Origin of the sequence: Chitinophaga nivalis (assembly GCF_025989125.1) — a bacterium.
GTDB classification, from domain to species: domain Bacteria; phylum Bacteroidota; class Bacteroidia; order Chitinophagales; family Chitinophagaceae; genus Chitinophaga; species Chitinophaga nivalis.
The window spans coordinates 999,507-1,025,693 of sequence record NZ_JAPDNR010000001.1 but is presented as its reverse complement, the minus strand read 5'-3'; the positions used below and the strand labels follow the sequence as shown (position 1 = coordinate 1,025,693).

General features: G+C 46.8%; 11 protein-coding genes. 3 read left to right on the top strand and 8 right to left on the bottom strand.

Translation table 11 applies throughout. The features are described 5' to 3' along the window. Positions 1–316: 316 nt before the first annotated feature. Positions 317–568, top strand: a complete 252-nt coding sequence (locus OL444_RS04205) for a hypothetical protein (protein WP_079471700.1) — start codon at positions 317–319, stop codon at positions 566–568. 80 nt (positions 569–648) lie between these two features. Here the strand turns inward: OL444_RS04205 and OL444_RS04200 are convergent, their stop codons facing one another. The 4 genes from OL444_RS04200 to uvrB all read right to left on the bottom strand — a co-directional run bounded on the left by OL444_RS04200 (position 649) and on the right by uvrB (position 6,635). Then, on the bottom strand, positions 649–1,308 hold the full coding sequence (locus tag OL444_RS04200) for a DUF2461 domain-containing protein (RefSeq protein WP_264734486.1): 660 nt from the start codon (positions 1,306–1,308) through the stop codon (positions 649–651). Positions 1,309–1,439: 131 nt separating this feature from the next. Beyond that, positions 1,440–2,522 (bottom strand): porin, encoded by a 1,083-nt coding sequence (locus OL444_RS04195; protein ID WP_264734487.1) that lies wholly within the window; start codon positions 2,520–2,522, stop codon positions 1,440–1,442. A gap of 258 nt (positions 2,523–2,780) precedes the next feature. Further along, a complete protein-coding gene (locus OL444_RS04190; RefSeq protein ID WP_264734488.1) occupies positions 2,781–4,169 on the bottom strand; it encodes an ammonium transporter in 1,389 nt (462 codons plus the stop codon). Between the two features lie 411 nt (positions 4,170–4,580). Beyond that, entirely contained in the window at positions 4,581–6,635 is a 2,055-nt protein-coding gene (gene uvrB / locus OL444_RS04185) for an excinuclease ABC subunit UvrB (RefSeq protein WP_264734489.1), read from the bottom strand. A gap of 107 nt (positions 6,636–6,742) precedes the next feature. Between uvrB and OL444_RS04180 the strand changes: the two genes are divergently transcribed. Further along, positions 6,743–7,534, top strand: coding sequence for a S1/P1 nuclease (locus OL444_RS04180; protein WP_264734490.1), 792 nt, complete (start codon positions 6,743–6,745; stop codon positions 7,532–7,534). A 78-nt stretch (positions 7,535–7,612) separates the two neighbouring features. On the opposite strand, the gene OL444_RS04175 is transcribed toward OL444_RS04180, so the two are convergent. Continuing rightward, positions 7,613–8,536, bottom strand: a complete 924-nt coding sequence (locus tag OL444_RS04175) for a PfkB family carbohydrate kinase (protein WP_264734491.1) — start codon at positions 8,534–8,536, stop codon at positions 7,613–7,615. A 342-nt stretch (positions 8,537–8,878) separates the two neighbouring features. Here OL444_RS04175 and OL444_RS04170 point away from each other — a divergent pair, with 342 nt between their 5' ends. Then, positions 8,879–9,397, top strand: coding sequence for a hypothetical protein (locus OL444_RS04170; protein WP_264734492.1), 519 nt, complete (start codon positions 8,879–8,881; stop codon positions 9,395–9,397). Positions 9,398–9,948: 551 nt separating this feature from the next. On the opposite strand, the gene OL444_RS04165 is transcribed toward OL444_RS04170, so the two are convergent. From OL444_RS04165 to OL444_RS04155, 3 genes are all read right to left on the bottom strand, one after another. Then, on the bottom strand, positions 9,949–12,006 hold the full coding sequence (locus OL444_RS04165) for an OmpA family protein (protein WP_264734493.1): 2,058 nt from the start codon (positions 12,004–12,006) through the stop codon (positions 9,949–9,951). 64 nt (positions 12,007–12,070) lie between these two features. Continuing rightward, positions 12,071–13,078, bottom strand: a complete 1,008-nt coding sequence (locus tag OL444_RS04160) for a PorP/SprF family type IX secretion system membrane protein (protein WP_264734494.1) — start codon at positions 13,076–13,078, stop codon at positions 12,071–12,073. A 90-nt stretch (positions 13,079–13,168) separates the two neighbouring features. Further along, positions 13,169–26,083, bottom strand: a complete 12,915-nt coding sequence (locus OL444_RS04155; protein ID WP_264734495.1) for an Ig-like domain-containing protein — start codon at positions 26,081–26,083, stop codon at positions 13,169–13,171. Positions 26,084–26,187 lie beyond the last annotated feature (104 nt).

Sequence of the window (26,187 nt, the reverse complement as noted above, 5' to 3'; positions counted from 1 at the left end):
ATACTGTTGTGCTATGTAATTTGACCGCATTTTACCCGGTAAACGTAGCTCTCGCATATGACTATACGAAAATATATCTATAACTCATTAAAAGCAAGCGTTTTATCGCTTGCTTTTTTTTGTGCTTTTCATATAAGGATAACATTGGAAGTGCAAAAATTACACGGAAGTAGTATTGATTTGTGGTGGATAAAATTCAATTTTGGTAATAATAATCCTATGCCAACTAATCTCTTTTGCAAAAAAGAGGAGTCCAATTTTAGAGAGATGCCGGTATTTTTCGTTATTTTCTAATCAGAAAACACCCATAAGTCCTATGAAAACCAACACCAATCGCGAGCTTCTGTTAATGCACAAGTTTACCGAAGAGTGGAGCACCAATTTCTCCTCCCAGGTATCCCGTATTATGAACATCGTTGATCAGCAGGATACGCTGGATGGAATTATTCCGATTATTGAAGTAGCAAACGTCTATAATCAACGTTTTGCACATGCGCGCACTGACAAAGAGAATCTGTTGAAGAACCGTAAGGCGCGTCCGTTCGAGTTTTTAATTCATAAGAATTAATCCGGCAGGCCGGATGTGGTTTATTAGTTTATATGGTGAAGCGGAGCTATTTCACCCATAAACTAATAAACCATCATAACTCAATCCATAGCCCGGTTAATAAATTTCACCAGTGGCTGCAGGAGCGCAAATGTTTTTAAAATCTCCCTGACCAGTTCTGGTTGTGTACAGGTAGCATCAGACACGGGGTGAGATACGACCAGGCTTTTCAATTTCAGATAAGCGATAGCCGGGTTATCGGGCTGATAACCTTGCGGTGCAGTCTTTAAAGATTCGCCTTCTATCTTTCCGAAGTGTTTAATAAATTCCTTGTTCGCAATCAGCTGTTCGAATTCTTCGAAATTATAATCAATTTCCTGTCGTACTTTTTTCAGATCAGGGGCAGCAGGCATCCATATTCCACCACCGGCATAACTATTACCGCCGGGCTCCAGGTGAAAATAATATCCTGCAAGCGTAGACTTTTTACCGCCTGCCTGGAAAGAAGCCGCCAGGTTTACCTTATAAGGTGTTTTATCTTTCGAGAACCTAACATCCTTATATATACGAAAAACACAGTCTTTCAACTGTAATCCTTCCAACGTGGTATCCAAACGAACGATACCATCTATCAGTTGCTGCACCATACTCTCAAAATCGGCTTTGGCAGCCTGATAGGCATCCCTGTTTTCATCGAACCAAACTTTATTGTTATGCTGCTTCAGCAGTTTCAGGAATTTTAGCGTGGATGGTTGCAACATAGCTCTTTTTTTATGCCAAGATAATACACTGTTATTGATTGAGGACATATTACACATTAAAAAATGCCATCTCCGGAGAGATGGCTTTGCGGGGTTATTGCCTGTATTCCCGTTTACAACATGCCTTCACCTTAAAAATGATAAGTAGCACCCAGCAGCACATTGGCGGTAAGATTCACCGGCTCCCCGTCTGCCTTACTGAATGCCGTTGCAGATGCTTTATCCATTCTGAATTCCGGTACAATAGTGAGGTTACCTACCTTATAGTTAAAGGAGAGGGTACCCGCCAGCACATTTCCTCCTTCCGGTAACGTACTGAACATCTTCAACCCATCCTTATCATCAAAATATTCTCCCCGTAAGGTCATTCCCAGCTGATCGGAGAAATCAAGATTTACATACAGTACATTACCCCACCATTTCACATTTTTAACACCCGGTTCTTTTTCTCCCTTTTTTGCATACGTGCTGTAGGTAGCGTTGTATCCCAGGCCCAGCACTTTATTCACCTGATAAGTGGCGACAAAATCTACTTGGTGATTTTGTACGTTGAAGGTATCTTTTCCTTCCAGGTAATTCAGATAGAGCTTCAGTGGCGTGCCGGCAGGCGTAAAGCCCAGCTGCGCGCCTATATATTTATGACTGTTTATGGTGACTGATTTAAGATCGGTAGGATTAAACACGCCTACCATCGCGCTCAGATAAGGGGCCAGCACAATATCCGCCTTGATACCAGTATTAAAAAAGGGGCCATAGCTAAACAGGTAACTCATGCTGTAATTTCTGTTCAGGTAAGCATCTACCAGCTCGTAGCCTACATGTGTTGCAAAACTTCCCAAGCTGAGTTTTACTTTCTCTACCAGCTGATAGGAAACATACAATTGTTTGATGGCAATAGACAAATCATTGGTTTTGGCAGGGATGTCGTTATAGGAAAACTCTCCTGCTCTTTTTCCAAATCCCAGATCTGCCACAATACTACCTTTTTTGAATCCATGCTCCACTTTCAGTGATACCATACCCAATTCAAATGAATTATGCGTATTGGTAAAGCTGGTTTTATTATCCGTGTAGCTGCCGTTCAGATTATATTTATAATACACATCGGCGGAACCGGATAGTTTAAATGCAGGGGCCGGCAAGGTGTCTGCTGACTGGGAAAACGCGGCCATAGCGTTCCCTACAACGAATAAGGTCGTTAACATTCGTTTCATGTACAATATAGTTTGGTTGATAAAATGGTACGTAACGATGCGTCTTATTCTTGCGTAATTGTTGTGCGGTGCGTGCTTACAGGTAAGATAGAAGGAATGGATAATTAATAACCGGTGAATAAAGTGCGTTTCATCTATTTACAGCAGGTAAATAAATTATTATTAATTATCCATTCCAGGCTTTTCTAACGTTATTGTATATACGTTTTAATACAATTGATAAAGATCGGTATCCGGCAATGCCCTATTGTATACTTTTCAGTGTACCAGTTCATCTTCTTCTTTCAGTGCACCGTTGTCGGCCACACTTAATAAAGCAGGGTGGTAGTTTTCATTATGCTGGGTCAGATCCAGGCCGAGTGATTCTTCATCTTCGGAGACCCGCAACGGATGGATCAGGTTAATCAGTTTGAAGATGCCATAGGATACGCTGAAACTATAACCTACCACCAGTAATAATCCCAGTACCTGATTTTTAAACAGTTCAAAGTTGCCATAGAACCAACCATTATTACCGGCTTCATTAACGGCCTTGGTTGCAAAAATGCCGGTGAGCAGCATGCCTACCATTCCACCCAAACCATGACAGGGGAATACATCCAGCGTATCATCGATACTTGTTTTGGATTTCCAGTGTACGGCCAGGTTAGAAACAATTGCTGCTATAAAGCCAATGAATATACTTTGCGGAATGGCTACATATCCGGCGGCGGGTGTAATAGCCACCAGGCCTACAACGGCGCCTATACAGAAACCCAGTGCAGATGGTTTCCTGCCGCGTACCACATCAAAAAATACCCAGGAGAGGCCGGCAGCCGCGGTGGCCGTATTGGTGGTAGCAAAAGCGGTAGCCGCCAGCGCATTGGCGCCCAGGGCAGAACCGGCATTAAATCCGAACCAGCCAAACCATAACAGCCCGGTACCTAACAGTACAAAAGGAATATTGGCGGGTTGCAGTTCTTTTTTCTCAATATGATCTTTCCGGCGTTTCAGTACCAGTGCGCCTGCCAGCGCTGCGCAGCCGGCAGAAATATGCACCACCGTACCACCGGCAAAGTCCAATACCCCCAGTTTAAAAAGGATGCCGTCGGGATGCCAGGTCCAGTGGGCAATAGGTGCATACACCAATATGCTGAACAGCACCATGAACAATACATAGGAAGTAAAACGGATTCTTTCCGCTACGGCCCCAACTACCAGGGCAGGGGTGATGATGGCAAACTTCATCTGGAAGAGCGCAAACAACAGCAACGGAATAGTGGGGGCCAGGCTCCACGGGGCTCCTGACCCTACTTGTTGAAACATAAAAAAGGTGGTGGGATTACCTATAATACCATGGAAAGAGGTACCAAACGCCAGGCTGAAACCAACTACTACCCATACTACACTGATCAACCCTGTAGCAATAAAGCTTTGCATCATGGTAGAAATCACATTTTTCCGGTTGACCATGCCGCCGTAAAAGAACGACAAACCAGGGGTCATTAAAAATACCAGGGAAGATGCTACCAGTATCCAGCCAATATCTGCCGCACTATATTTTCCGGTGTCGGAAAAACCGGGGAGTGCAGGAATAAAAACTCCTATAATAGCAACTACCGCCAAAAATAAAAAGGGGAGATAGTCCTGAAAAGCGTTTTTCTTCATAGCGTTTGAATTTTAAATTTCTTAAATAAAAGTAGTTTTGAAATTTAAAACATCAAACAGAAGGCGTTAAAAATAGAAATATTTGAATTTACTGGCGTATTTCAGGGGTTAAAATCAAACAAATAATAATTAATAATAATATTAATTATTATTTCTGCTTCTTATGGAGAATTAATTGGCGTAATTATATGATCTAATCATATAGAAATCAATATATTATATACAATTTTATAGCAGGCTTAACTTTTTTCAAAACTATCAAGTAAAACCGTTACTATACTTGGGAAAAATACCGGACAAATACCTGATAGTTATCTATTTACATATATACTATAAAAAATAGTGTGGTCAGAAAATCAATAAACAAATTATAAATAATTCTATATGATGTTATTTTCCAACGCGGCTGATTTATTGTTTCATTTCCTGCAACTCGCGTTCCATGGCAAACATCTGATCACGTAAACGGGCCGCTTCCATAAAGTCGAGGTCGCGGGCTGCCTTTTCCATATCTTTCTTCACTTTGGCAATGGCTTTTTCCATCTGCGGGATCGTTTTTACTGCTACAGCAGAGCTCTTCGCCAACGCCATGGCATCTTCTGCAACCAACGATACTTCATCATGTACCGCATAAGGCGATGATTCATCAAAATGCTTGATTTCCAATACCGAAGTTTGCCCCAGGATCTGCTCCTTGCTCTTCCGCACGGTCTTAGGCGTAATATGATGCGCAATATTATAAGACGCCTGCTTTTCCCTGCGACGGTCCGTTTCATCAATCGTTCGCTGCATACTGTCGGTCATCTTATCTGCATAAAAGATCACCAGCCCATCTACGTTACGTGCCGCACGGCCGGCTGTCTGGGTCAAAGAACGCTCATCCCGCAGGAAGCCTTCCTTATCAGCATCCAGGATAGCCACCAAAGACACCTCCGGTAAATCCAGCCCTTCTCTCAGCAGGTTTACGCCCACCAATACATCAATATTACCTAACCGCAGGTCGCGTAATATTTCAATACGTTCCAGGGTATCTACTTCGGAGTGGATATAACGTGATTTAATATTAATACGTCCCAGGTACTTATCCATTTCTTCGGCCATCCGTTTGGTCAAAGTAGTTACCAGCACCCGATCGCCTTTTTGTACACGCTTGTCAATTTCTTCCAGCAGGTCATCTACCTGATTAATACTGGGCCTTACTTCAATAGGTGGTTCCAGCAAACCGGTAGGACGTACTACCTGCTCTACTACCACTCCCTCTGTTTTCTTTAACTCATATTCCCCCGGTGTAGCACTCACAAAAATCACCTGGTTGATCATATTCTCAAACTCGTAAAAGTTCAGTGGCCGGTTGTCCAGGGCCGACGGCAGCCGGAAACCAAATTCCACCAGGTTCAGCTTACGGGAACGGTCGCCACCATACATACCGCCGATCTGCGGAATGGTTACGTGGCTCTCATCCACTACCAGCAGAAAGTCTTCCGGGAAGAAATCCAGCAAACAGAAAGGACGATCCCCCGGATTACGCCGGTCCAGGAAGCGGGAATAGTTCTCAATACCGCTGCAGTAGCCCAACTCCCGGATCATCTCCACATCATAGTTTACTCTTTCCGCTACGCGCTGTGCCTCAATCAGTTTACCGTTTGCCTTGAAATAATCCACCTGTGCCTTCAGCTCATCCTGGATTTCATAGATGATCTGTTGCATCATATCCTTGGGCGCCAGGTAAATATTGGCCGGGAAGATAGCCGCGCTTTCCATCGTCATGATACGTTTACCATTCTGCACATCAAAACTTTCTATCTCCTCTATTTCATCTCCCATAAAAGTGATCCGGTAACCATAGTCTACATAAGGCAGGTTAATATCGACGGTATCTCCTTTAACCCGGAAGTTACCCCGGTTAAAATCGCCGGTAGTACGGCTATACAGGGAATTTACCAGGCCATGCAACAACGCATTGCGGCTCATGGTTTGTCCCTGCTGAATACGGATAATCCCATTCTGGTAATCCTTGGGGTTACCAATACCATAAATACAGGATACGCTGGCCACCACAATAATGTCCCTACGGCCAGACAGCAGGTTGGCCGTGGCTTTCAGGCGCAGCTTATCCAACTCCTCATTGATGGCGAGGTCTTTTTCTATATAGGTGTCACTCACCGGCATATACGCTTCCGGCTGATAATAATCGTAGTACGATACAAAATATTCCACGGCATTATCCGGGAAAAACTGGCGTAACTCGCCATACAGCTGGGCCACCAACGTTTTATTATGGGTGAGTACCAGGGTAGGGCGTTGTACTTTTTCGATCACATTGGCTACGGTAAATGTTTTACCGGAACCGGTTACTCCCAGTAGGGTCTGAAAGGGTTCTCCTCTTTCCAGGCCCTGGGTCAATTGTTTAATCGCTTCCGGCTGGTCGCCGGCTGGCGCATATGGCGCTTGTATCTTAAAAGGCATATTGGTCAGGTATATGTGAGCAGTACATGTAAAAATACTAAAGAACCGGGAAGTATAAGTGTTAAAAAAGAAGCTTTAATTTCGTGCCCGTAATCAAGGACACACTTATGAGAAAGACAATCTTTTTGGGCCTCCTGCTGGCCTTCTTTATGCCCCTTGCCAGCTTTGCCTGGGGGCCCACCGGACATCGCGTAGTAGCTGAAATTGCCTACCAGCATCTCACACCACAGGCGCGTAAAGCCATTGGTGGTATACTGGGCCGGCAAAGCCTGGCCATGATTGCCAACTGGCCTGATTTCATCAAATCAGATACCACCAAACAGTACAATCATACCAGCACCTGGCATTACCTGGATTTCCCGGGTCATATCAACCGGCAGGTGTTCGATAGTCTTCTGCAGGCCGCTACCGGCGAAAACCTGTATACAGAAATCCATGCCATGATGAAAGACCTGAAAAACCGTTCGCTTGCAAAAGATAAACAACGTTTTGCGCTTTCCTTTCTGGTACATATGGTCGGCGACCTGCATATGCCATTACATGCCGGCAGAGACGAAGATATGGGTGGCAACAAAATCAATGTCATGTGGTTCGATAAGGCCAGCAACCTGCACCGGGTATGGGACGAACACCTCATCGATTTCCAGCAGCTGAGCTATACCGAATATACCAAAGCAATCGACATTGCCTCTCCGGCAGAAGTGAAAACACTCCAAAGCGGCACCATTGCCGATTGGTTATTCGACGCACACCAGTTATCCGATAAAATATATGATTATACCAAACCGGATGCAAAGCTGAGCTATCGTTATAACTATGTTTTCGTAGATGACCTGAATCAACAACTGCTCAAAGGAGGCCTCCGCCTGGCTGCCTTACTGAATAGCATCTATAAATAAAAAAAGCTGACCAGTAAGCGTAATCCGGTATATCCGGCTTTACCCTTACTGGTCAGCTTTCTGTTAGTATTGCTTTACCTATACCAGGTCTATATCAAAATTCACCAGCTGTACAAACTGGTCCAGCCGCGCAGTAATATCTTCATGCGTAATCTCTCTCAGCTTTTCAGTACCAAACTTCTCCACGCAGAAAGAAGCCATTGCAGAACCTACAATAATGGCTGTTTTCATGTTCTCGAAAGAAATATCCTTTGTTTTAGCCAGATGTCCGATAAAACCACCGGCAAAGGTATCACCGGCACCGGTTGGATCATATACATCATCCAGTGGCATAGCAGGCGCAAAGAACACATGGTTTTCATGGAACAACAGGGCGCCATGCTCTCCTTTCTTGATGATCAGGTAGCGAGGTCCCATGGTCAGGATCTTACGGGCTGCTTTTACCAGTGAGTATTCACCACTCAGCTGACGTGCTTCACCATCATTCACCATCAATACATCTACTCTTTTCAGCACTTTCAACAGATCGTCCAATGCTACTTCCATCCAGAAGTTCATGGTGTCCATTACAATCAGCTTAGGACGTTCCTTCAACTGATCGAGTACGCTCATCTGTACCTGCGGTGTGAGGTTACCCAGAATCAGGAATTCACTACCCTGGTAGCTCTCTGGTATTGCAGGCTGAAAATCGGCCAGTACATTCAGATCTGTAACCAGTGAATCACGGGTATTCATATCCATATGATACTTTCCGGACCAATAGAATGATTTCTCTCCCTTCTTTATCTGTACTCCCTCTAAAGCAACGCCTTTGGCAGACAATGCATCCAGTTCAGACTGCGGGAAATCTTCACCAATAACAGATACCTGATTAATAGGCTTTACAAAATTGGCGGCAGCCCAGGCAATGTAAGTGGCAGAACCACCAATAATCCGTCCTGATTTCCCGAAGGGCGTTTCAATTTCATCGAACGCCATAGTACCTACAACAGTGAGTGACATATTGCTTAGTTAAGAGTTTATTAGGTTAAAGTTTAATGCAAAACCTGGCAAAGTTAATCTAAGAATCAAGATTTTCAAATTAAGAATTCAATGGCCCACAGCGGCTATTTAACCTGTATTTATACTTGTAGTCTCACTGCATGCTGTTGTTTACTTTTTATCCTGTAAATCTTCCCGGGAAAAAGATAATAAACTAAAAATCTATTATGTCCTGTAACATTTGATTTTACACTGCGTTTAATATCACAGTAAGCGCGCCGAAAAACTTTAGAGAATCAAGAACACAAACATCAACAACTGGTACACTCAACCTTAAACTTTTCATAACAATCATTTATGCTTATGTTCAACAAACATGCTCTCAAAACGGGAGTAGTGGCTGCTATTGCTGTAGGTATCACTTTCACTGCCTGTAAAAAAGACGATAACAACACACCAGAGCCCACTCCTGCACGCAGTACCTCCTTCGACTTACTGGGTACCGGCGCAGATGCAGCGAAGAAAGTAGGAGCTATCACGGTTACCGAAAACAAAGACAGTTCCGTAAACGTAGTACTCAAGCTTACCAAAAATGTAAAAGACACCGTACATCATGTATTCTTTATTGGTGGCACTTTCACGGCTCCTACAAAAGATACATTACTTTCCACTACTGTAAAAGGTACGGGGTCGGAATTAACCACCAACCTGTTTAAAGATATCAAGAAAATCACTTTACGTCGTGCAAACGGTGCTACCAAAGACACTTCCTTTAAATACGACGACGCCGTGAAATTCAGTGCCAACCTGAAAGTATTACACAGCGCTTTCAAAGCGGATAAAGATACCATTGCCATTGGCAACTTCGGTAAAAGCAAATAATTCATCCCGGATATTTCATTAAAACTGTAGAACGGCGTTCTTTCCATTCAGTTTTGCATGGAAAGAAGCCGTTGAAATAACCTATTGCTGTAAAATATTTTTTTACAACAGGGGAGAGGTATGTGCTGTTGTCACCGGCTGATCAGGGGTTTTCATGCCTGCCGGCCCGGATATCCATAGCTGACAGCCGGTGATTTTTCACATATCATACTATATAACAGTAAAGCATATACGAATATAATAAACCACCTGCACCGTTTTTATTACGGGCGCTTGTATTGTTATGCAAAGACGATATCCGTATATCATTTTATAACAGTAACGGATATACGATTAAATAATATCCGTTGTAAAAATATATTTCCAATAAGATTAACGGGCATAAGAATAATACATAAGACAACACCCGGGCGGCATCTCTTATATATAAGCCGTGTATGATCACCTTGGCTGTTACAGGCAAAAAAATAGCCGGTACAGGACCGGCTACTCAATCGTAATTATAGGATATGGAGGCTTCCGGATTGGATACCGGATACTGAAAATCATTGTCAACTACCGGAGTCATTATCTCCATGGTTGGTCACCTGCACTTGCTTCTTCAACACTTTGAACTCTGTTCTTCTGTTGAGCTGACGGCCTTCCGGATTATCACTATGGTCTGGCAGGGAGTTAGGTGCAATAGGCCTTGACTTACCATATCCTCTTGCACTGAGCCTTTCAGGAGATACTCCTTTACTGATCAGGTAATCCACGCAGGACTGCGCACGCGCCTGTGATAACCTGTCATTGAATTTCACGGAGCCTACACTATCCGTATGCGCGCTCATCTCAATGGTGAGTCTTGGATTATCATTCAATATACCCACCACCGTATCCAATACTACTTTAGACTCTTCCCGCAGAGTAGCTTTACCGAAATCATAATAGATGTTATTCAATACGATCGGCTTCTCGATTTCATAATGTTTCAGACAAAGGGTAGGATTATCCATGGAATCAATTCTCTCCAGGGAATCTGTACGGAAATAGAGACTTTTGGTAAAGTAGGTAGCTTTTTCCGCCACAATCTTATAATACCGCTGAATATCCACATCAAAGGTATATCTGCCGGTAGCGTCGAGCGTTACTTTCTGGATGGTTTTCTGCCGGATCGTATCCAATAGAGTTACCGTAGCTCCCTGCAGCGGCAGGCGGGTATCGCAATCGATAATCAGCCCGCTGGCGATTTTACGGATACGTTTACTGCCAAATACTTCCAGACAGCAGATAGACTCCCGGTCGGAGCTGATAAATCCAGCTGCCAGCGGATGTGCATTATCTAAAGCCGCATAATAGATATCATCTTTGGGAGAGTTCAAAGGTTTACCCATATTCACGGGCTGCGACCAGGTACCGAAATCGCCTTCACTCTGGAAGAAATCCATACCGCCCAGGCCTACACGACCATCTGAGCTGAATACCAACAGGTTCTTTTCTGCATCATAAAAAGGAGCCTGGTCTTCATCTTTGGTATTGATAGCCGTTCCCATATTGCGGGCGCCTCCGGGCGTACCATTACTCATGATACAATACCAAAGGTCATTCTTCCCCATTCCACCGGGTCTGTCGGAAGCAAACAGCAGGTATTTCCCATCTGTTGTAATATATGGCTGCATGGAACTATACCCGGCTACGTTCACGTTTGCGCCCAGTATCTTTGGTTCAGACCAACCCGCATTCTCACGGGCACTCACATAAATAGCCGATTGTTTTGTTCCTTCTTTGATGGTCCAGCGGGTCAGGAATAACAGCTTCCCGTCTGGCGTAAGCGCAGCAACACCTTGTTCTATACCTTTGGAAAGAGGGACTTTAATTTTCTGGCTGTTATCATATGAATTATTTCCACCAGTAGCGGTGTAGAGGTCATTTACATAAGGACTCCCTTTTCTGGATGGTTTCTTTCTATCCCCTTTTTTTTCGTTAACAGGTAAAGGAGGTGTTTCGGACCGGGAAGAAGTAAACAACAGGGTTTGCGGATTCAATACGATGGGGGCATAGTTGGCGCCGCCTTCATTTACATTACCAGCAGTTTTCACCAGCGTAAATCTTGGCTGGCGGGTAGCTTCCGCAATAGCAAATTCACAGCAGGCAATTTCCAGTGGTGCCCTGGCTGAGATTTCATCGGTAGCTGTATAGTTTTGTTTGAACTGGTTAAACTGTTCCAGCGCCTGGTCATATTTACCATTCGCCCTTAAACAGATAGCGTACCAGTAACGGGCCTGTGGATAAGCCACATTATTGAAACCCACCAGCTGAGAGTACCAGGTTTCTGCATTCCCATAGTCGGCATACAGCCGGTATGATTCTGCCAAACGGGCTACTATCTGCTGATAGTCTTTGAATTTACCGGTAGGAGGAGCGGCGTTTCCTACAGAATAGGGGCGAATGTGTTCCGGTTTAATCTTAAAGGTACCGAGCGCCTTATTATAATACTGTGCAGCAGAATAATAATCTCTCGCATTATAATACGTATCACCGGTATGTTTATAGTCATAAACATATTGCGCGTGTACGGTACTAAGTATTCCCAGTAAAATTATCAGGTAACAGCATGCAGTTTTTTTCATGAGGGTTCCATTTCTTTTTTCTGTGTATATTTTGCCTCCATTCTGATCTGCTTCTTTCATATTATTATAATCGCGGACAGATAAAATATTCTTCATTCAGTACTCTTCTTTTACGACTGATAAAGGAGAGGGAGATTTCAAAGCTCTGACTACCATTCACCAAACGACGCATGTTCGACGTGCTGGCATCATAGCTCAGCCCCAGCACAAAGCTTTTGAAGTGAAACCCGGCGAAAGGAATCACGGCATCATTAAAGCGGTAATTGCTACCCAGCAACAAATCAAATTCGGGATTCACCAATAGTTTGGCATACATACCCACTACTATTTCATGCGCATTTCCCTGATGCAGATAGAGCCCTGTTGGCGTTAAACTCAATGATTCATTCAGTTTAATTCTGCTACCTCCATGTACCAGGTAACGAATGGGTAATTTTCTTTCTATTCCATCTGCTGAAAACGGATCTTTTGGTTGTGTAAGATGCGCCGCTGAAAATCCAATAAAAGGATTGAGTGTGTGGTTAGGATTGCCATCGAAGAAAACAGCACCGGCGCCGGCATCAAAAGCAGTAGAAGAAGTGGTATTCACATTTTCGCCACTGGCAATACTGGGATCATACCCGATAACCGGCTGATATTGGCTACCAGTTTGAAATTTGGCAGGATCTACTCTTCTGTTGATCAATCCGGCCTGGATACCAAATACCAGCTGACTGGTTTTGGTACGGCCAAATTTCACCCCACTATAGGATACACTGGCCATAGCATTGAAGTAGTTATATCCGGCATCACCAGCCGACATATTCAGTACATTCAATCCTACGCCGATATTCTTATCTGTAGCTGCATCCAGTGATACACCTGCGGTAGAAAAGGGTTTTCCATAATTTGCCCACTGGTTACGATAGTTACCACTGATGCGGTAGTCCCCGTCGATCACACCTGTTAAGGCCGGATTAAGCCATAACGGATAGGCGTAATACTGTGAGAAGTGAGGGTCTACCTGTGCAAAAGACATTCGGGGCAACAAACTGCTCCCTAAAAGTATTGCAATTATAAAGATCCTTTTCATAGGAACATTTTTTACTTGTTCAAGATTAACCGGGATGCCGTGGCATCCCGGTTATTATTACCAATGATTGCTAAATTTTGTGGTGGCTTCCTAACGCAGGAGCGTTACGTTACCTTTCTTCGTGACTACAGTACCATCTTGCATAGTAGCCTTCACGATGTATACATATACACCTACCGGCTGTTTCTGGCCTCCCATTGTACCATCCCAGCCCTGACGGATGTCTTTGGAAGTAAATACCAGCTGACCCCACTGATTGTAAATCCTGAATTCGAGTTGTGCGATAGCAGTGCTGTATACATAGTGGATATCATTCACCCCATCACCATTCGGACTGAAGAGGTTTGGCACGAAGACATTGTTACCCTGCGGATTTGCGGAGGTGCCGGTTACGGCGTTAGACAATCCACTGGTAGCACAATCTGCGGTACCGATAGCTCTTACCCTGATAGATACCTGCTGATTTGGTTGTAAGCCGGTTATCGTATGTGTGGTACCGTTAGGTCCGGAACTTGGCGGAATGAAGGATACACCGTTGTTGAGGGTAACTTCATAACGTATTGCTCCGGCTACCGGCGCCCAGCGGAAGGTAACAGAAGTAGCGGTGGTATTGTCTACCGTTACTACCGGTGTAGCCAGTATCTGCTGCAGGTTCACCTGTACTGCTGTTCTGGCAGTACTGATACAACCGCCCGTTGTAGCTGCTTCCACATAGAAAGTAGTATTGAGATTTATTGGCGGTGTTACAAACACGGCCCCGGTGAACAATGGTGTGGTAGCCGTAGCACTGCTGTACCAGCGGAATATTACACCAGCTGTTGAAGAAGACGCTGTGAGTGTAGCTGTTTTACCAGGGCATACACCCGCATCATTACCGGTTACAACAGGTGCTTCTGGTGCCGGCGTAACCCTTACACTCACTGCCGTACGGGTATTGCTGGAGCAGCCATTGTTATTGGACGCTTCTACATAATACATCTGATTGGCAGTAATAGCGCCTGTTGTATAGGTAGCACCGGTAGCGATAGCCGTACCACCCTGTGGTGAAGTATACCATTTATACGTTAAGGTAGCATCCGGATTCTGTACCTGGAGGGTAGCAGTTTGGCCAGGACATACATCGAGTGTAGCGGCGGCTACTGCCGGTGCAGTTGGTGCAGGATTAACTGTTACGTTCACCTGCGTTCTGCTGGCGCTTACACAACCACCACTGGTAGATGCTTCTACATAGTAAACAGCACTTGTTGTCGGAGTGATGGTGAAGTCTGCACCTTTGAATACCGCGGTACCACCCTGTGGAGTTGTGTACCAGCTGTAGATCACACCTGTTTGTCTGTTCTTCACAGACAATACGCCTGTTTTACCACTGCATATCGTCAGCGGATCGGCCAACGGTGCGTCGATGGTAGTTACCACAGTTGCTTTGATGCCTTTGCGGGCGCTGCTGCAACCTGCGCTGTTAACAGCTTCCAGGTAATAAGTCGTAGTTTTCGCCAGTACTGCAGTCGTGTATGCGGTACCGGTAGCCAGCAATGTACCATTGGATGGTGCATCATACCAGCGATAAGTAAATGTCGGATCCGGATTCTGTATCGTAAAGGTAGCAGTACCACCGATACAGGTCACCACATCGTCTGCCACTACAGCCGGGATTGGCGGAGCCGGATCTACAGTTACACTCACGCCGGTTCTGGTAGCGCTGGTACAACCTGCACCTACCGTAGCCTGCACATAATAAGTAGTATTGCGGGTTACCACCGGTACATTGTATACCGCACCGGTAAACAGCAGATTACCTCCGGTTGCCTGATCGTACCATTCGTAGGTAATACCAGCCTGCGGTGCTTTCACCGCTACCGTGATACCTGTGCCTGCACATGTTTTCAGTGCTGTTGCCACCACCTGTGGTGCAGCCGGAGCTGATACTACGGTAGCAGATGCTTTCACTCTTGCAGACGGATCACCACACTGACCGCTGTTACCCACTGCTTCTACATAGAAGTCGGTGCTGGCTGTAAGCGGATCAGAAGTAAATACAGGTCCGGTGAATATTGGTGTACCGCCTGTTGGGGTATTATACCATTTATAGGTAACGCCATTCGTAGCAGATGTTACCCGGAAGGTAGCTTTTGTACCGTTACAGATAGTCAGTGCATTGGCTTCCAGTGTTGGCGTAGGCGCCTGACCTACTCCGATGGATACTTTCGCTCTGGCTGTACTGCTACAGTTACCATTGCTGGCTTCTGCATAGAAGTCGGTGCTGGTGTTCAGCGGTCCGGTTGTGTAGCTCGCGCCGGTAGCCAGTAAGGTGCCACCGGTAGCTGCATTGTACCAGCGATAAGTGGTACCTGGTACCGGATTTACAATATTGAGCGTTACGGTACCGCCCTGGCAAACAAATGCAGCAGATGCAGCCACCACCGGTGTTGCCGGTATACTGATCACATTAACGGTTGCTTTCGTCCTGCTGGCGCTTGGGCAACCACCATTAATCAGGGCCTGTACATAGTAGCTTACGGTGCTATCCGGAGCTACCACTTCATAAACAGGACCGGTGAATAACAAGGTGCCGCCTGTTGCAGTATTGTACCATTGGTAAGTAGCACCTGCCTGTGGACTACTGACAGCCAATGTCGCATTCTGGCCTTTACAAACCTGTACGGTTGCACTCACCAGTACCGGTGCCGGTGGAACCGGTACTACATTTACTTTGGCTGCAGCGCGGGCAGATGGTTTACCACAATTGGCACTATCACCTGTTGCATCTACATAATAAGTAGTATTTGCATTCAGTGCCGGCGTAGTAAAGATTGGTCCGGTGAAAATAGGCGTACCACCTGTTGGGGTAGTATACCATCTGTAGGTGATACCATTAGTACTGGAGATAACTTTCAGTACTGCAGTTCCGCCCTGACAAACGGTTACATTATTAGCTTCCAGGATTGGAACCGGTGCGGTGCCAACGCCGATGGACACTTTCGCTCTGGTAGCACTGCTGCAGTTAGCGGCCGTTGCTTCTACATAGAAGTCTGCGGAAGCCGTGAGGCCTTTCACTACATAGGTAGTACCGGTGAAGATCGGTGTACCACCTGTTGGTACATTGTACCAGCGGTAAGTATACTGGTTATCTGCATTCTGCACGGTTAATACCGCAGAATCACCTACGCAGATACTGATGGCAGATGCTTTGATAATCGGTACCGGTACATTGAGTACGGTTACAGTTACCACTTTCGCATTACCAGCTATATTGGCGCATCTGTTATCGCCTTCTACAGTTACATAGTAGGAAGTTTTTGCCGTGATAACCGGAGTAGTATAAGTGGCGCCGGTAAACAGCAGGGTTTGCAGGCTAGCCTCTTTATACCATTTGAATACCGGATTGGTAACAGTGGTACTGGTGGCGGTCAGCTTCACGGTACCCTGCGCACAGATAGTAGTATCTGCGAGCACAATATCAGGCGCCGTAGCCGGATTATTCACCGTTACTTTCACTGCTTTCAGTGAGCCGGCCGCATTTTCACATCTGCCGCTGTTGCTTACGCTTACATAGTAAGTATAAGTACCGGCAGCCAATCCAGGAATGGTCAATACGCCTGTTGCGCTCACGCCTTTCGTGATAGGTCCTGTTCTGTCAGGATTAGCATACCACTTGAATACCGGGTTCGGTATGGTTGTAGTGGTTGGTGTCAACACTACCGTGCCGCCCACACATACTGACTGATCTGCTGCGTTGATATCTGCTGCAGTAGCTGCACTATCTACTCTCAGGCCAACCTTCGTACGTGCGCTGTCGCTTGCGCAGTTATTAGCATTTACGGCTTCTACATAGAATGTGTAGGAACCTACCGGCAGGTTGGCCGGCGTGGTATAACTATTTGTATTGCCTGCCAGCAATGCACCACCGGTAGCTGTGGTATACCAGTTGAAGGTTACACCTGGTACCGCGTTTACGCTGAGGGTTACTGGTGTATTCAGACAAGTGGAGGTACTGTTGCCACTGGCTGGTATCGGTGCTTTTGGTAAGCCCAGAACGGTAACCTGTGCTGCAGCGGATGCCGCGCCTACGCAATTGTTTCTGCTGGCTCTTACAGTATAGTTGTAAATACCTGAATCGAGGGTTGCCGGTGTCTGGTAAGCGATGCTATCCAGCAAGTGAATGCCTTTGCTGTCGTACCAGCTGTAAACAACGCCTGCAACAGGGTTTGTTACACTGAGGGTGGCACGTTTGCCTTTACATACAGACACATTGCTGGTTTGTACTTTCGGCTGTGCAATCACACGTTGTGCATAATTGAAGTCTACTTCATTGAGGGCACCCAGTACACCTGATTTCAGTTTCAGTTCTACCGCATTAAACTGTTTGGTTGGAACGAAAGAGAGCAGGGCACGTCTGCTACCCGGGAACAGGCTCAGATGCAGCAACGGATTAGATACCAGGATAGAATCGCCCGGTGTGTTGCCGTTGTACGTAGTCAGCTGGATGCTGGCCAGTACTGCTGCAGAAAGTACCTGTGCAGGAGCAGAGAGTAATACCCTTACGGTATCACCTGGTGTGGATATACCATTGAAGGTTACTTTTTGCCATACACTGGCATTTAATACACCCAGGTTGATCACCAGGGAAGATGCCGTGTTGACGTTATTATCTACCGCCAGCTGTGGATTAAACACATTACCCAGTATCAGCAGGCCTGATCCACCGATCGTTTGTCCGGTAGCGCCTTCACAAGGAACAGGATCCTGACCAGGGATGATGGTAATAGCGGTAGCAGGTACTCTCGGTGATTTACAGATAGTAGCACCTGGCAGTACTGCTTCCACCCAGTAGGTAACGGTACCCGGAGCCGGGGAAGCCGGAGCGGCAAACAATGCTCCTTTGAATAAAGTATCTGTACTTGTCTGAGAAGCAAACCAGTAGAATACCGCATTGGCAGAAGCAGCAGTGGCTTTGAACACCGGTTGCTGATTCACGGCTACGGTATCTACAGCCGGTGTAACGGTTGGCGGCGCCAGTGCGGCGGCCGGTTTCACGGTTACGGCTGTTCTGGTAGCAGAAATAGTATTACAGCTGTCGTTCACGGCTTCTACATAGTAGATCGCCTGTGCGGTCACATTCACTACTTTGAATGTAAATCCACTGTCGGTATTCAGTTTGGTACCACCTGTAGCTACGTTGTACCAGTTATAGCTGTATCCTTTTACAGGATTTGCTACGGCCAGTACGGCATCCGAGCCGGTACAAACTTCCACACTTGCTGCCTGTACGGTTGGTGCTGCAGGTTTGGCAGCTACTTTCACATCTACTTTTGTTCTGCCTTTGCTTGCACAACCATTTCTGAATGCTTCTACAAAGAAGCTGGTATCACTATTCAGTGCACCTGTTGTAAAGCTGCTGCCATCTTTACCTGCGAGGTAAATACCATTAGCGGTATACCAGCGGTAAGTAACACCAGCCACCGGATCCTGTACGTTGAGCGTAGCAGTACCACCGGCACATGCAGTCACCTGCGCGGCCTGTACTTTAGGTTGTACGAGGGCACGCTGCGCATAGTTGAAGTCGATTTCTGTCAATGCACCCAGTATACCTGATTTCAGTTTCAGTTCTACGGCATCAAATGCTTTGGTAGGTACAAATTCCAGTAATGCTTGTTTCTGACTGCTCAGCAAGGTGATTTTGAGCAGCGGGTTATTGATCAATACGGAGTCACCCGGTGTATTACCATTATAGGTAGTTAACTGAATACCTCCCAGTACGCCTACAGACAGTACCTGACTTGGGTTAGATACCAGTACTCTCACGGTGTCGCCCGGTAAGGATACGCCATTGAATTTAGCACGTTGCCATACCTGTGCATTCAGGGCTCCCAGGTTAATCACCAGGGAAGAGGCTGTGCTGGCGTCATTATCTACTGCCAGGGCAGGGTTGTAAACATTGCCCAGTATCAGCAGGCCACCACCACCAATCGTTTGTGAAGAAGCGCCTTCACATGGTACCGCCTGCGGACCGCCAAATGGAATGTATACCACTGTTGCAGGTACCCGGATGGATTTACAGGTTCCTCCGCTTGCCAGGGTAGCTTCCACCCAATAGGTAGCGGTACCTGGGGTATTGCTGGTTGGCGGAATGAAGGTTGGTCCGGTAAACAGACTATCAGTTCCGTTCTGGCTGCCAAACCATTTGAAGGTCACATTGGCAACCGGAGAAGTGGCTGTCAGTCTGGCCTGCACGCCTATATATACCGTATCCGGATTAGGTGTTACGGTAGGTGCGGTGAGGGCCGCAGACATTACAAGACGGAAGGATTGTCTTGGTGAAACGGCACCACAACTGCTGACAGCTTCCACATAGAAAGTAGTATCCTTACTTACGGCAGGTACTTTGTAAGTGAAGCCACTGTCGGAATTCAGTTTGGTACCACCTGTAGCCACATTGTACCAGTTGTAGCGATAGCCTTTTACAGGATTAGCTACGGCCAGTACCGCATCGGTGCCCGGACATACATTCACTGTCTGCGGTGCACCCGGTACAGCAGGAGCAGGCGTTACAGTAACGCTTACCGGTACACGTGCAGGGTTCGGACAATTAGCCGGACCACCTACAGCAGCTACATAGTAAGTTACTTTACCCGCTGTTTTCAGGGTATCGGTTACATAAGTTGTTTGTGTGCTTAATACAATGTTGCTGGTAGAATCTGCGTACCAGCGAACGGTTGTACCAGGCGCCGGTGTTACGCGCAGCGTAGCCCTGTTATTGATACATACTGTGGTATCTTTTGTATTGATCGCAGGGTGTGCGTAGAACACTCTTGCACCATAAATATCTATTGAATTGAGCAGGTTCAATACACCTGTGAGTCTCACTTCCACCCGGTCATAAGCAGCGGTGGCAGGGATCGTAGCTGCAAACTGCTGACCGCTCAATAAGCGGAGTGTCAGTAAGGAAGCCAGCGTATCTACTTTTACGAGCGTATTATTGTTGTATACAGATAACAATACCCCACCCAGTAAACTTACATCTGCCAAACCACCTGGTGCTGCAAAACTGATACGGATGCTATCACCCGCTGCGCCACGGTTCGGGAAGATCAGTCTTTGGTATACGGAACCTCCGAGTATACCTACCGGGATGTTTAACCGGGTAAAGTTTGTTTTGATACTGTCGATACTATTATTCGGATTGGTTACACTACACAGGATACAACCCAGTGTGGTACCGGATTCCTGGCTGGTAGGCACGTTACATTCCTGAGACGGAATTACCGGCCCATTCACCACTACCCGTACAGCTACCCGCGGAGATTCGCAGGCGCCTGCAATACTGGCGGCAGCATAGTAAGTATAGGTACCCGGATTGTTGAACGGACCTACTACATATGGACTACCAGTAGCCAGCGGCGTAGTTGCATTGATATCATTATACCAAACGATGGTGGCACCTGGAACCGTCGTAGCCGTTAAGGTTGCCTGCTGACCTGTATTTACAATCACATCGCCTGTTACAATTGGTGCAGCCGGAGTGGTGACTACCTTTACATGCGCCGCTTTCAGGGCGCCGGCAGCATTTTCACAACGGTTGGTACCGGATACGCTTACATAATATGTATAATTACCTGCTGTTAATCCGGTAACGGTGAGTACACCGGTACTATCCAGTGTATATTTCACATTACCTTCTGTCAGGCCATTGGTAATCGCCACTGTTTTGCTGGCATCTTTATACCATTTGAATACCGGAGCGGTTACGCCGGTTGCTTTTGGCGCCAGTACTGCGTCTTTGCTTGCACAGGCAACAGTGGTATCCGCCAGGTTAATATCCGCTGCGGTAGCAGTAGGTGTTACAAACACCGTGAATGGTATACGATCAGGGTTGGCGCAACCATTGGCTGCTACCACCTGTGCGTAATATTTATAGGTACCTGCAATTTTCAGGGTATCTGTCGTGTAGGTACTGTTTGTACTCAGGATCACTGTCGTAGTGGAATCGGCATACCAGCGGATGGAAGTACCAGCGGCAGGTGTGGTGGTTAATACCGCACGCTGACCAGCACATATGGTTACTTCTTTACTGGCTATAGCCGGATTCGGTCCTACGGCTCTTACACCATAGATATCCAGAGAAGTGAGCAGGTTGGCCAAACCGGTCATTCTTACTTCCACGCGGTCGTAAGGTGCACCGGTAGGTACCGTTGCCGTGAAGCGGTTGCCGGTTAATAAGCGTAAGGTCAGCAGATCGGCAATCGTATCTCTGCTTACCAGAATGCTATCATTATATACAGATATCACAGCACCACCCAGCAGGCTTACATCTGCCAATCCTACCGGAGAAGCCAGATCCAGCCGGATACTGTCGGTAGCCGCGCCTTTTACAGGGAAAATCAACTGCTGATAAACAGAACCTCCCAGTAAACCTACCGGAATATTCAGGCGGGTGAAGTTGGTTGGATCATTATCGATGTCGTTGGTTGGGTTGGTAACACTACATAAGATACAACCCAGGGTAGTACCGGTTAACTGGCTGGTAGGCACATTACAGTTGGTAGGTATTACCGGACCGGTAACAGTGATCACCACTGGTACGCGGGTAGATACACAACCGCCTGCACCTCTCACACCTGCGTAATAAGTATATACACCAGGACTGTTGAAAGGAGGCAGGGTAATGGAATTACCGGTAGCTATCGGTGCCAGCAGGGTATCGGTATACCATTCGATGGTAGCACCCGGTACTGGTGTAGCCAGTAACGTCAACGGCTGACCGGTAGTAACAGCGTAGGTTTGGGTCAGTACCGGCGGATTTGGTGCTGCCGTTACTTTTACATGAGCCGCTTTCAGAGCGCCAGGTCCGTTTTCACAACGGTTGGTACCGGATACGCTCACATAATAGGTGTAGTTACCTGCAGACAATCCGGTAATGGTAAGATTACCTGTGCTGTCCAGCGCATATTTTACATTGCCTTCTGTCAGGCCATTTGTGATCGGAATTGTTTTGTTGGCGTTTTTATACCATCTGAATTTCGGATCTGTTACACCAGTTGCAGTAGGCGCCAGGATGGTAGTAGTACCCAGGCAGGACAAAGTAGTATCCGCCAGCGTAATATCTGCTGCGGTAGCTCCTGCTGTTACGTTAACGATCACTGGTACCCGGTCAGGATTGGCGCAACCATTGGCTGCTACTGCCTGCACGTAGTATTTAACTATGCCGGCTGTTTTCAGTGTGTCGGTGGTATAGGTGTTGTTGGTGCTCAATACTGTGGTAGCAGTAGAATCTGCATACCAGCGAACCGTAGTACCAGCAGCAGGCGTAGCTGTTAACACCGCACGCTGACCAATACAAACCGTCGTACCGCCGGCAGCTACTGCAGGACTTGGTGCCACCGCTCTTACGCCGTAGATATCCAGAGAAGTGAGCAGATTAGCCACACCGGTCATTCTTACTTCCACTCGGTCGTAAGGTGCACCGGTAGGTACCGTTGCCGTGAAGCGGTTGCCGGTTAATAAGCGTAAGGTCAGCAGATCGGCAATCGTATCTCTGCTTACCAAAGTGGTATTATTATATACAGATATCACCGCACCACCGAGGAGACTTACATCAGCCAGTCCTACCGGAGAAGCCAGATCCAGCCGGATACTGTCGGTAGCGGCGCCTGGTGCAGGGAAAATCAACTGCTGATAAACAGAACCTCCCAGTAAACCTACCGGAATATTAAGGCGGGTAAAGTTGGTGGGATCATTATCGATGTCGTTGGTAGGGTTGGTAACACTACATAAGATACAACCTAAGGTAGTACCGGTTAACTGGCTGGTAGGTACATTACAGCTGGTAGGCACTACCGGACCGGTAACAGTGATCACCACCGGTACACGGGCAGATACGCAACCACCCGGCAATCTTACACCTGCATAATAGGTATAGATGCCCGGCGTACTGAATGGAGCCAGTGTCAGGGAATTACCGGTAGCTATCGGTGCCTGCAGGGTATCAATGTACCACTCGATAGTAGCACCTGGTACCGGCGTAGCCAGCAACGTTAATGGCAAACCGGTTGTAACTGCATAGGCCTGGTTGAGTACCGGTGGATTTGGTGCTGCCGTAATTTTCACATGGGCAGCTTTCAGAGCGCCCGCTACATTTTCACAACGGTTGCTGCCGGATACACTTACATAATAAGTATAGTTGCCCGTAGTTAATCCGGTAATGGTCAGTTTACCTGTGCTATCCACCGCGTATTTCACAGCGCCTTCTATCAGGCCATTGGTAATGGCTACCGTTTTATTGGCGTCTTTATACCATTTAAATACCGGAGCAGTTACACCGGTAGCTGTCGGCGCCAATACTGTATTCGTATTGATACAGGAGTTGGTGGTGTCAGCCAGGGTAATATCTGCAGCAGTAGCGGTGGCGGTTACGGTAACAATCACGGGTACACGTTCCGGATTGGCGCAACCATTAGCGCCTACTACCTGTACATAATATTTAAAGGTACCCGCTGTGCGCAGGGTATCGGTAGTATAGGTAGGCTGGTTGCTGAGGATGCTGGTAGAAGTGGAGTCTGCATACCAGCGCACCGAAGTACCGGATACCGGTGTAGCAGTTAATACCGCACGTTGTCCCACGCAAACCGTAGTACCGCCAACACTGAGCGCCGGATTCGGACTGACTGCTCTCACCCCGTAGATATCGAGGGAGGTAAGCAGGTTAGCCACACCGGTCATTCTTATTTCCACCTTGTTATAAGGTGCGCCGGTAGGTACGGTTACGGTGTAACGGGTACCGGATAAGAGACGCAGTGTAAGTACATCCGCAATCGTATCTCTTCTGATCAGGGTTGTATTATTATATACAGAGATAACGGTTCCTGCCAGCAGGCCTACATCTGCCAAACCACCCGGAGAAGCCAGGTCCAGCCGGAGGCTGTCGGTAGCTGCCCCCAGTACGGGGAAGATCAGTTCCTGATAAACAGAACCACCCAGTAAGCCTACCGGAATATTCAGGCGGGTAAAGTTATTGGGGTCGTTATCAATATCATTTGTCGGATCCATTACATTACACAGGATACAACCTAAAGTAGTACCGGTTGCCTGACTGGTAGGTACGTTACAGGAAGTAGGTATTACCGGTCCGGTAACTGTAACGGTAACGGGTACACGGAATGATTCACATCCGCCGGATAATTTTACACTGGCGAAATAGATATTCACACCCGGTACGGTAAAGGGCCCTACCACGAAGCTCGGACCAGTACCGATAGGCGCCTGCGTAGTATCGCTGTACCAGAAGATATTAGCACCGGGTACATCAGCAGCGGTTAAGGTAACGGTTTGACCGGTTGTGGTAGACAGTACAGGTACCACTACCGGTGCTGCCGGTTTCGCACCTACAGTAACCGAAGCAGTGGCCAGTGTACCGGCTACGTTAGCACAATGGAGGCTATCTTCCACACTCACAAAATAATTATAGGTACCGGAGGCCAGTCCTGTTACACTTAATCTGCCATTGGCGGCCACAAAATATTTCACCGCGCCTTCTGTGAGACCATCGGTGATAGCGGTTGTTTTATTATTATCCTTATACCATCGGAATACCGGATGATGTATGAAGGTAGTAGTTGGGGTAATCTTCACAGTATCACCGGTACAGGATACCGTAGTCGGTGGTACAGTAACATCTGTAGCAATGGACGGGTTATTTACCAATACATTGACCAGTGCTTTTGCTGATTCGGTTGTACAGTTGGTTCTGGTAGCAGAAACATAGTAACGGAAACTGCCGGCAACATTTACCGGTGGACTGTAACTGGTACCTGTTTGTACAACTGTTGTCTGTGTGGAGTCATACCATTTATAAGTAAGTGTAGCATCCGGATTACTTACGTTTAAAGTAATCGGAGTTCCTACGCAGGTAGTACGGAGAGCCGGATTGGCAGCAGGTGCCGGCGGGTATCGCAGGATCTCATGTACATTAAGCGACGAAAGCGCATTTACCAGTGCGCCGAATCTTAATTGTATATGATCAAAAGGAGCGGTAGGTTTAAACCGGACCGTTTGCGGCCCGCTTCCTCCCGAAAGCAGTGCCAAGTAGAGGAGGCCACTGGAGCCGGTGATACTGTCTACTTTTGTTTGACCATTATAGGTAATAATGGTTAGTGCATTTAATAATTGTATTGTTAATATGGAGGCGGGGTTAGATAATATGAGGGCTACTGAGTCACCATTTTTTGAAAGACCGGGAAAGATAGCCGTTACCTGTGCATAACCGGTGGCGCTCAATACGGTATTCAAGGAAGCAGAAGTAGCGGGGTTGTTATCTATCGCCAAAGGTGCATTGACTACGCTACCGAGGGCGCCTACATTTCCGCTGAGGCCAGATAAAACATCTATAGGCCGGTCGCAGGCGAGTGTGCCGGTTGCCGGTTTATTATAATAGGCAGCAAATACATTAATGTTGACAGCAGCGCCGAGCAAGCCGGCATCGATGGTTACCCTTACCCTGTCGTAAGGAACATTGGGAGGGGCCAGATAAACTTCTGCCTGATTGCCGGCAGCCAGGAGCCCGAGCAGCGCATCATTGGCTGTTTCGCGGTTACCAACAGCTGTATTACCATTATAGGCCTGTACGTAGATACCTCCCAGCAACTGGGCAGTGAGTATACCACCAGTACCTATTTTTACAATGGCGCCGTCTGAGCCATTAGGTAGTTGTCCTGACGGAAATATCAGGTCCTGATATTGTGTAGCTGATAACAGGGATACACCAGCAGTAATGGTAGAATAGGTATTCAGGAAACTGCCAGTAACATCAGTGGCATTGGTGGGATTGAGTACATCGCATAGTACACACAGACCAGTATTACCTTTTGCCTGCGTATTAGCGTATACCCGTTGCGTATAGGACTGGGACCAACCCACTTTGATGCCTGTTCCGAAAAGTAAGAGCAGTAACAGGAGGCTTTTCCAGGCCATACCTGTAACTCCCTTACGGGTAGTCCATCCACTGCGTAACACAGTGTTTTTTCTCCCTTTTGATTCCGGGACTGAAGTGCGTACAATAAGAGGGCAATAAGGAGTAGCGTTTGAATGCATAGCATCAAATATTTGAATATAAGGTG

Bases quoted from the DNA above. Each gene is read 5' to 3' on its own strand.
- OL444_RS04165 (WP_264734493.1), bottom strand. From the start codon at position 12,006: ATGAAAAAAACTGCATGCTGTTACCTGATAATTTTACTGGGAATACTT.
- OL444_RS04170 (WP_264734492.1), top strand. From the start codon at position 8,879: ATGTTCAACAAACATGCTCTCAAAACGGGAGTAGTGGCTGCTATTGCT.
- uvrB (WP_264734489.1), bottom strand. From the start codon at position 6,635: ATGCCTTTTAAGATACAAGCGCCATATGCGCCAGCCGGCGACCAGCCG.
- OL444_RS04195 (WP_264734487.1), bottom strand. From the start codon at position 2,522: ATGAAACGAATGTTAACGACCTTATTCGTTGTAGGGAACGCTATGGCC.
- OL444_RS04200 (WP_264734486.1), bottom strand. From the start codon at position 1,308: ATGTTGCAACCATCCACGCTAAAATTCCTGAAACTGCTGAAGCAGCAT.
- OL444_RS04160 (WP_264734494.1), bottom strand. From the start codon at position 13,078: ATGAAAAGGATCTTTATAATTGCAATACTTTTAGGGAGCAGTTTGTTG.
- OL444_RS04175 (WP_264734491.1), bottom strand. From the start codon at position 8,536: ATGTCACTCACTGTTGTAGGTACTATGGCGTTCGATGAAATTGAAACG.
- OL444_RS04190 (WP_264734488.1), bottom strand. From the start codon at position 4,169: ATGAAGAAAAACGCTTTTCAGGACTATCTCCCCTTTTTATTTTTGGCG.
- OL444_RS04205 (WP_079471700.1), top strand. From the start codon at position 317: ATGAAAACCAACACCAATCGCGAGCTTCTGTTAATGCACAAGTTTACC.
- OL444_RS04180 (WP_264734490.1), top strand. From the start codon at position 6,743: ATGAGAAAGACAATCTTTTTGGGCCTCCTGCTGGCCTTCTTTATGCCC.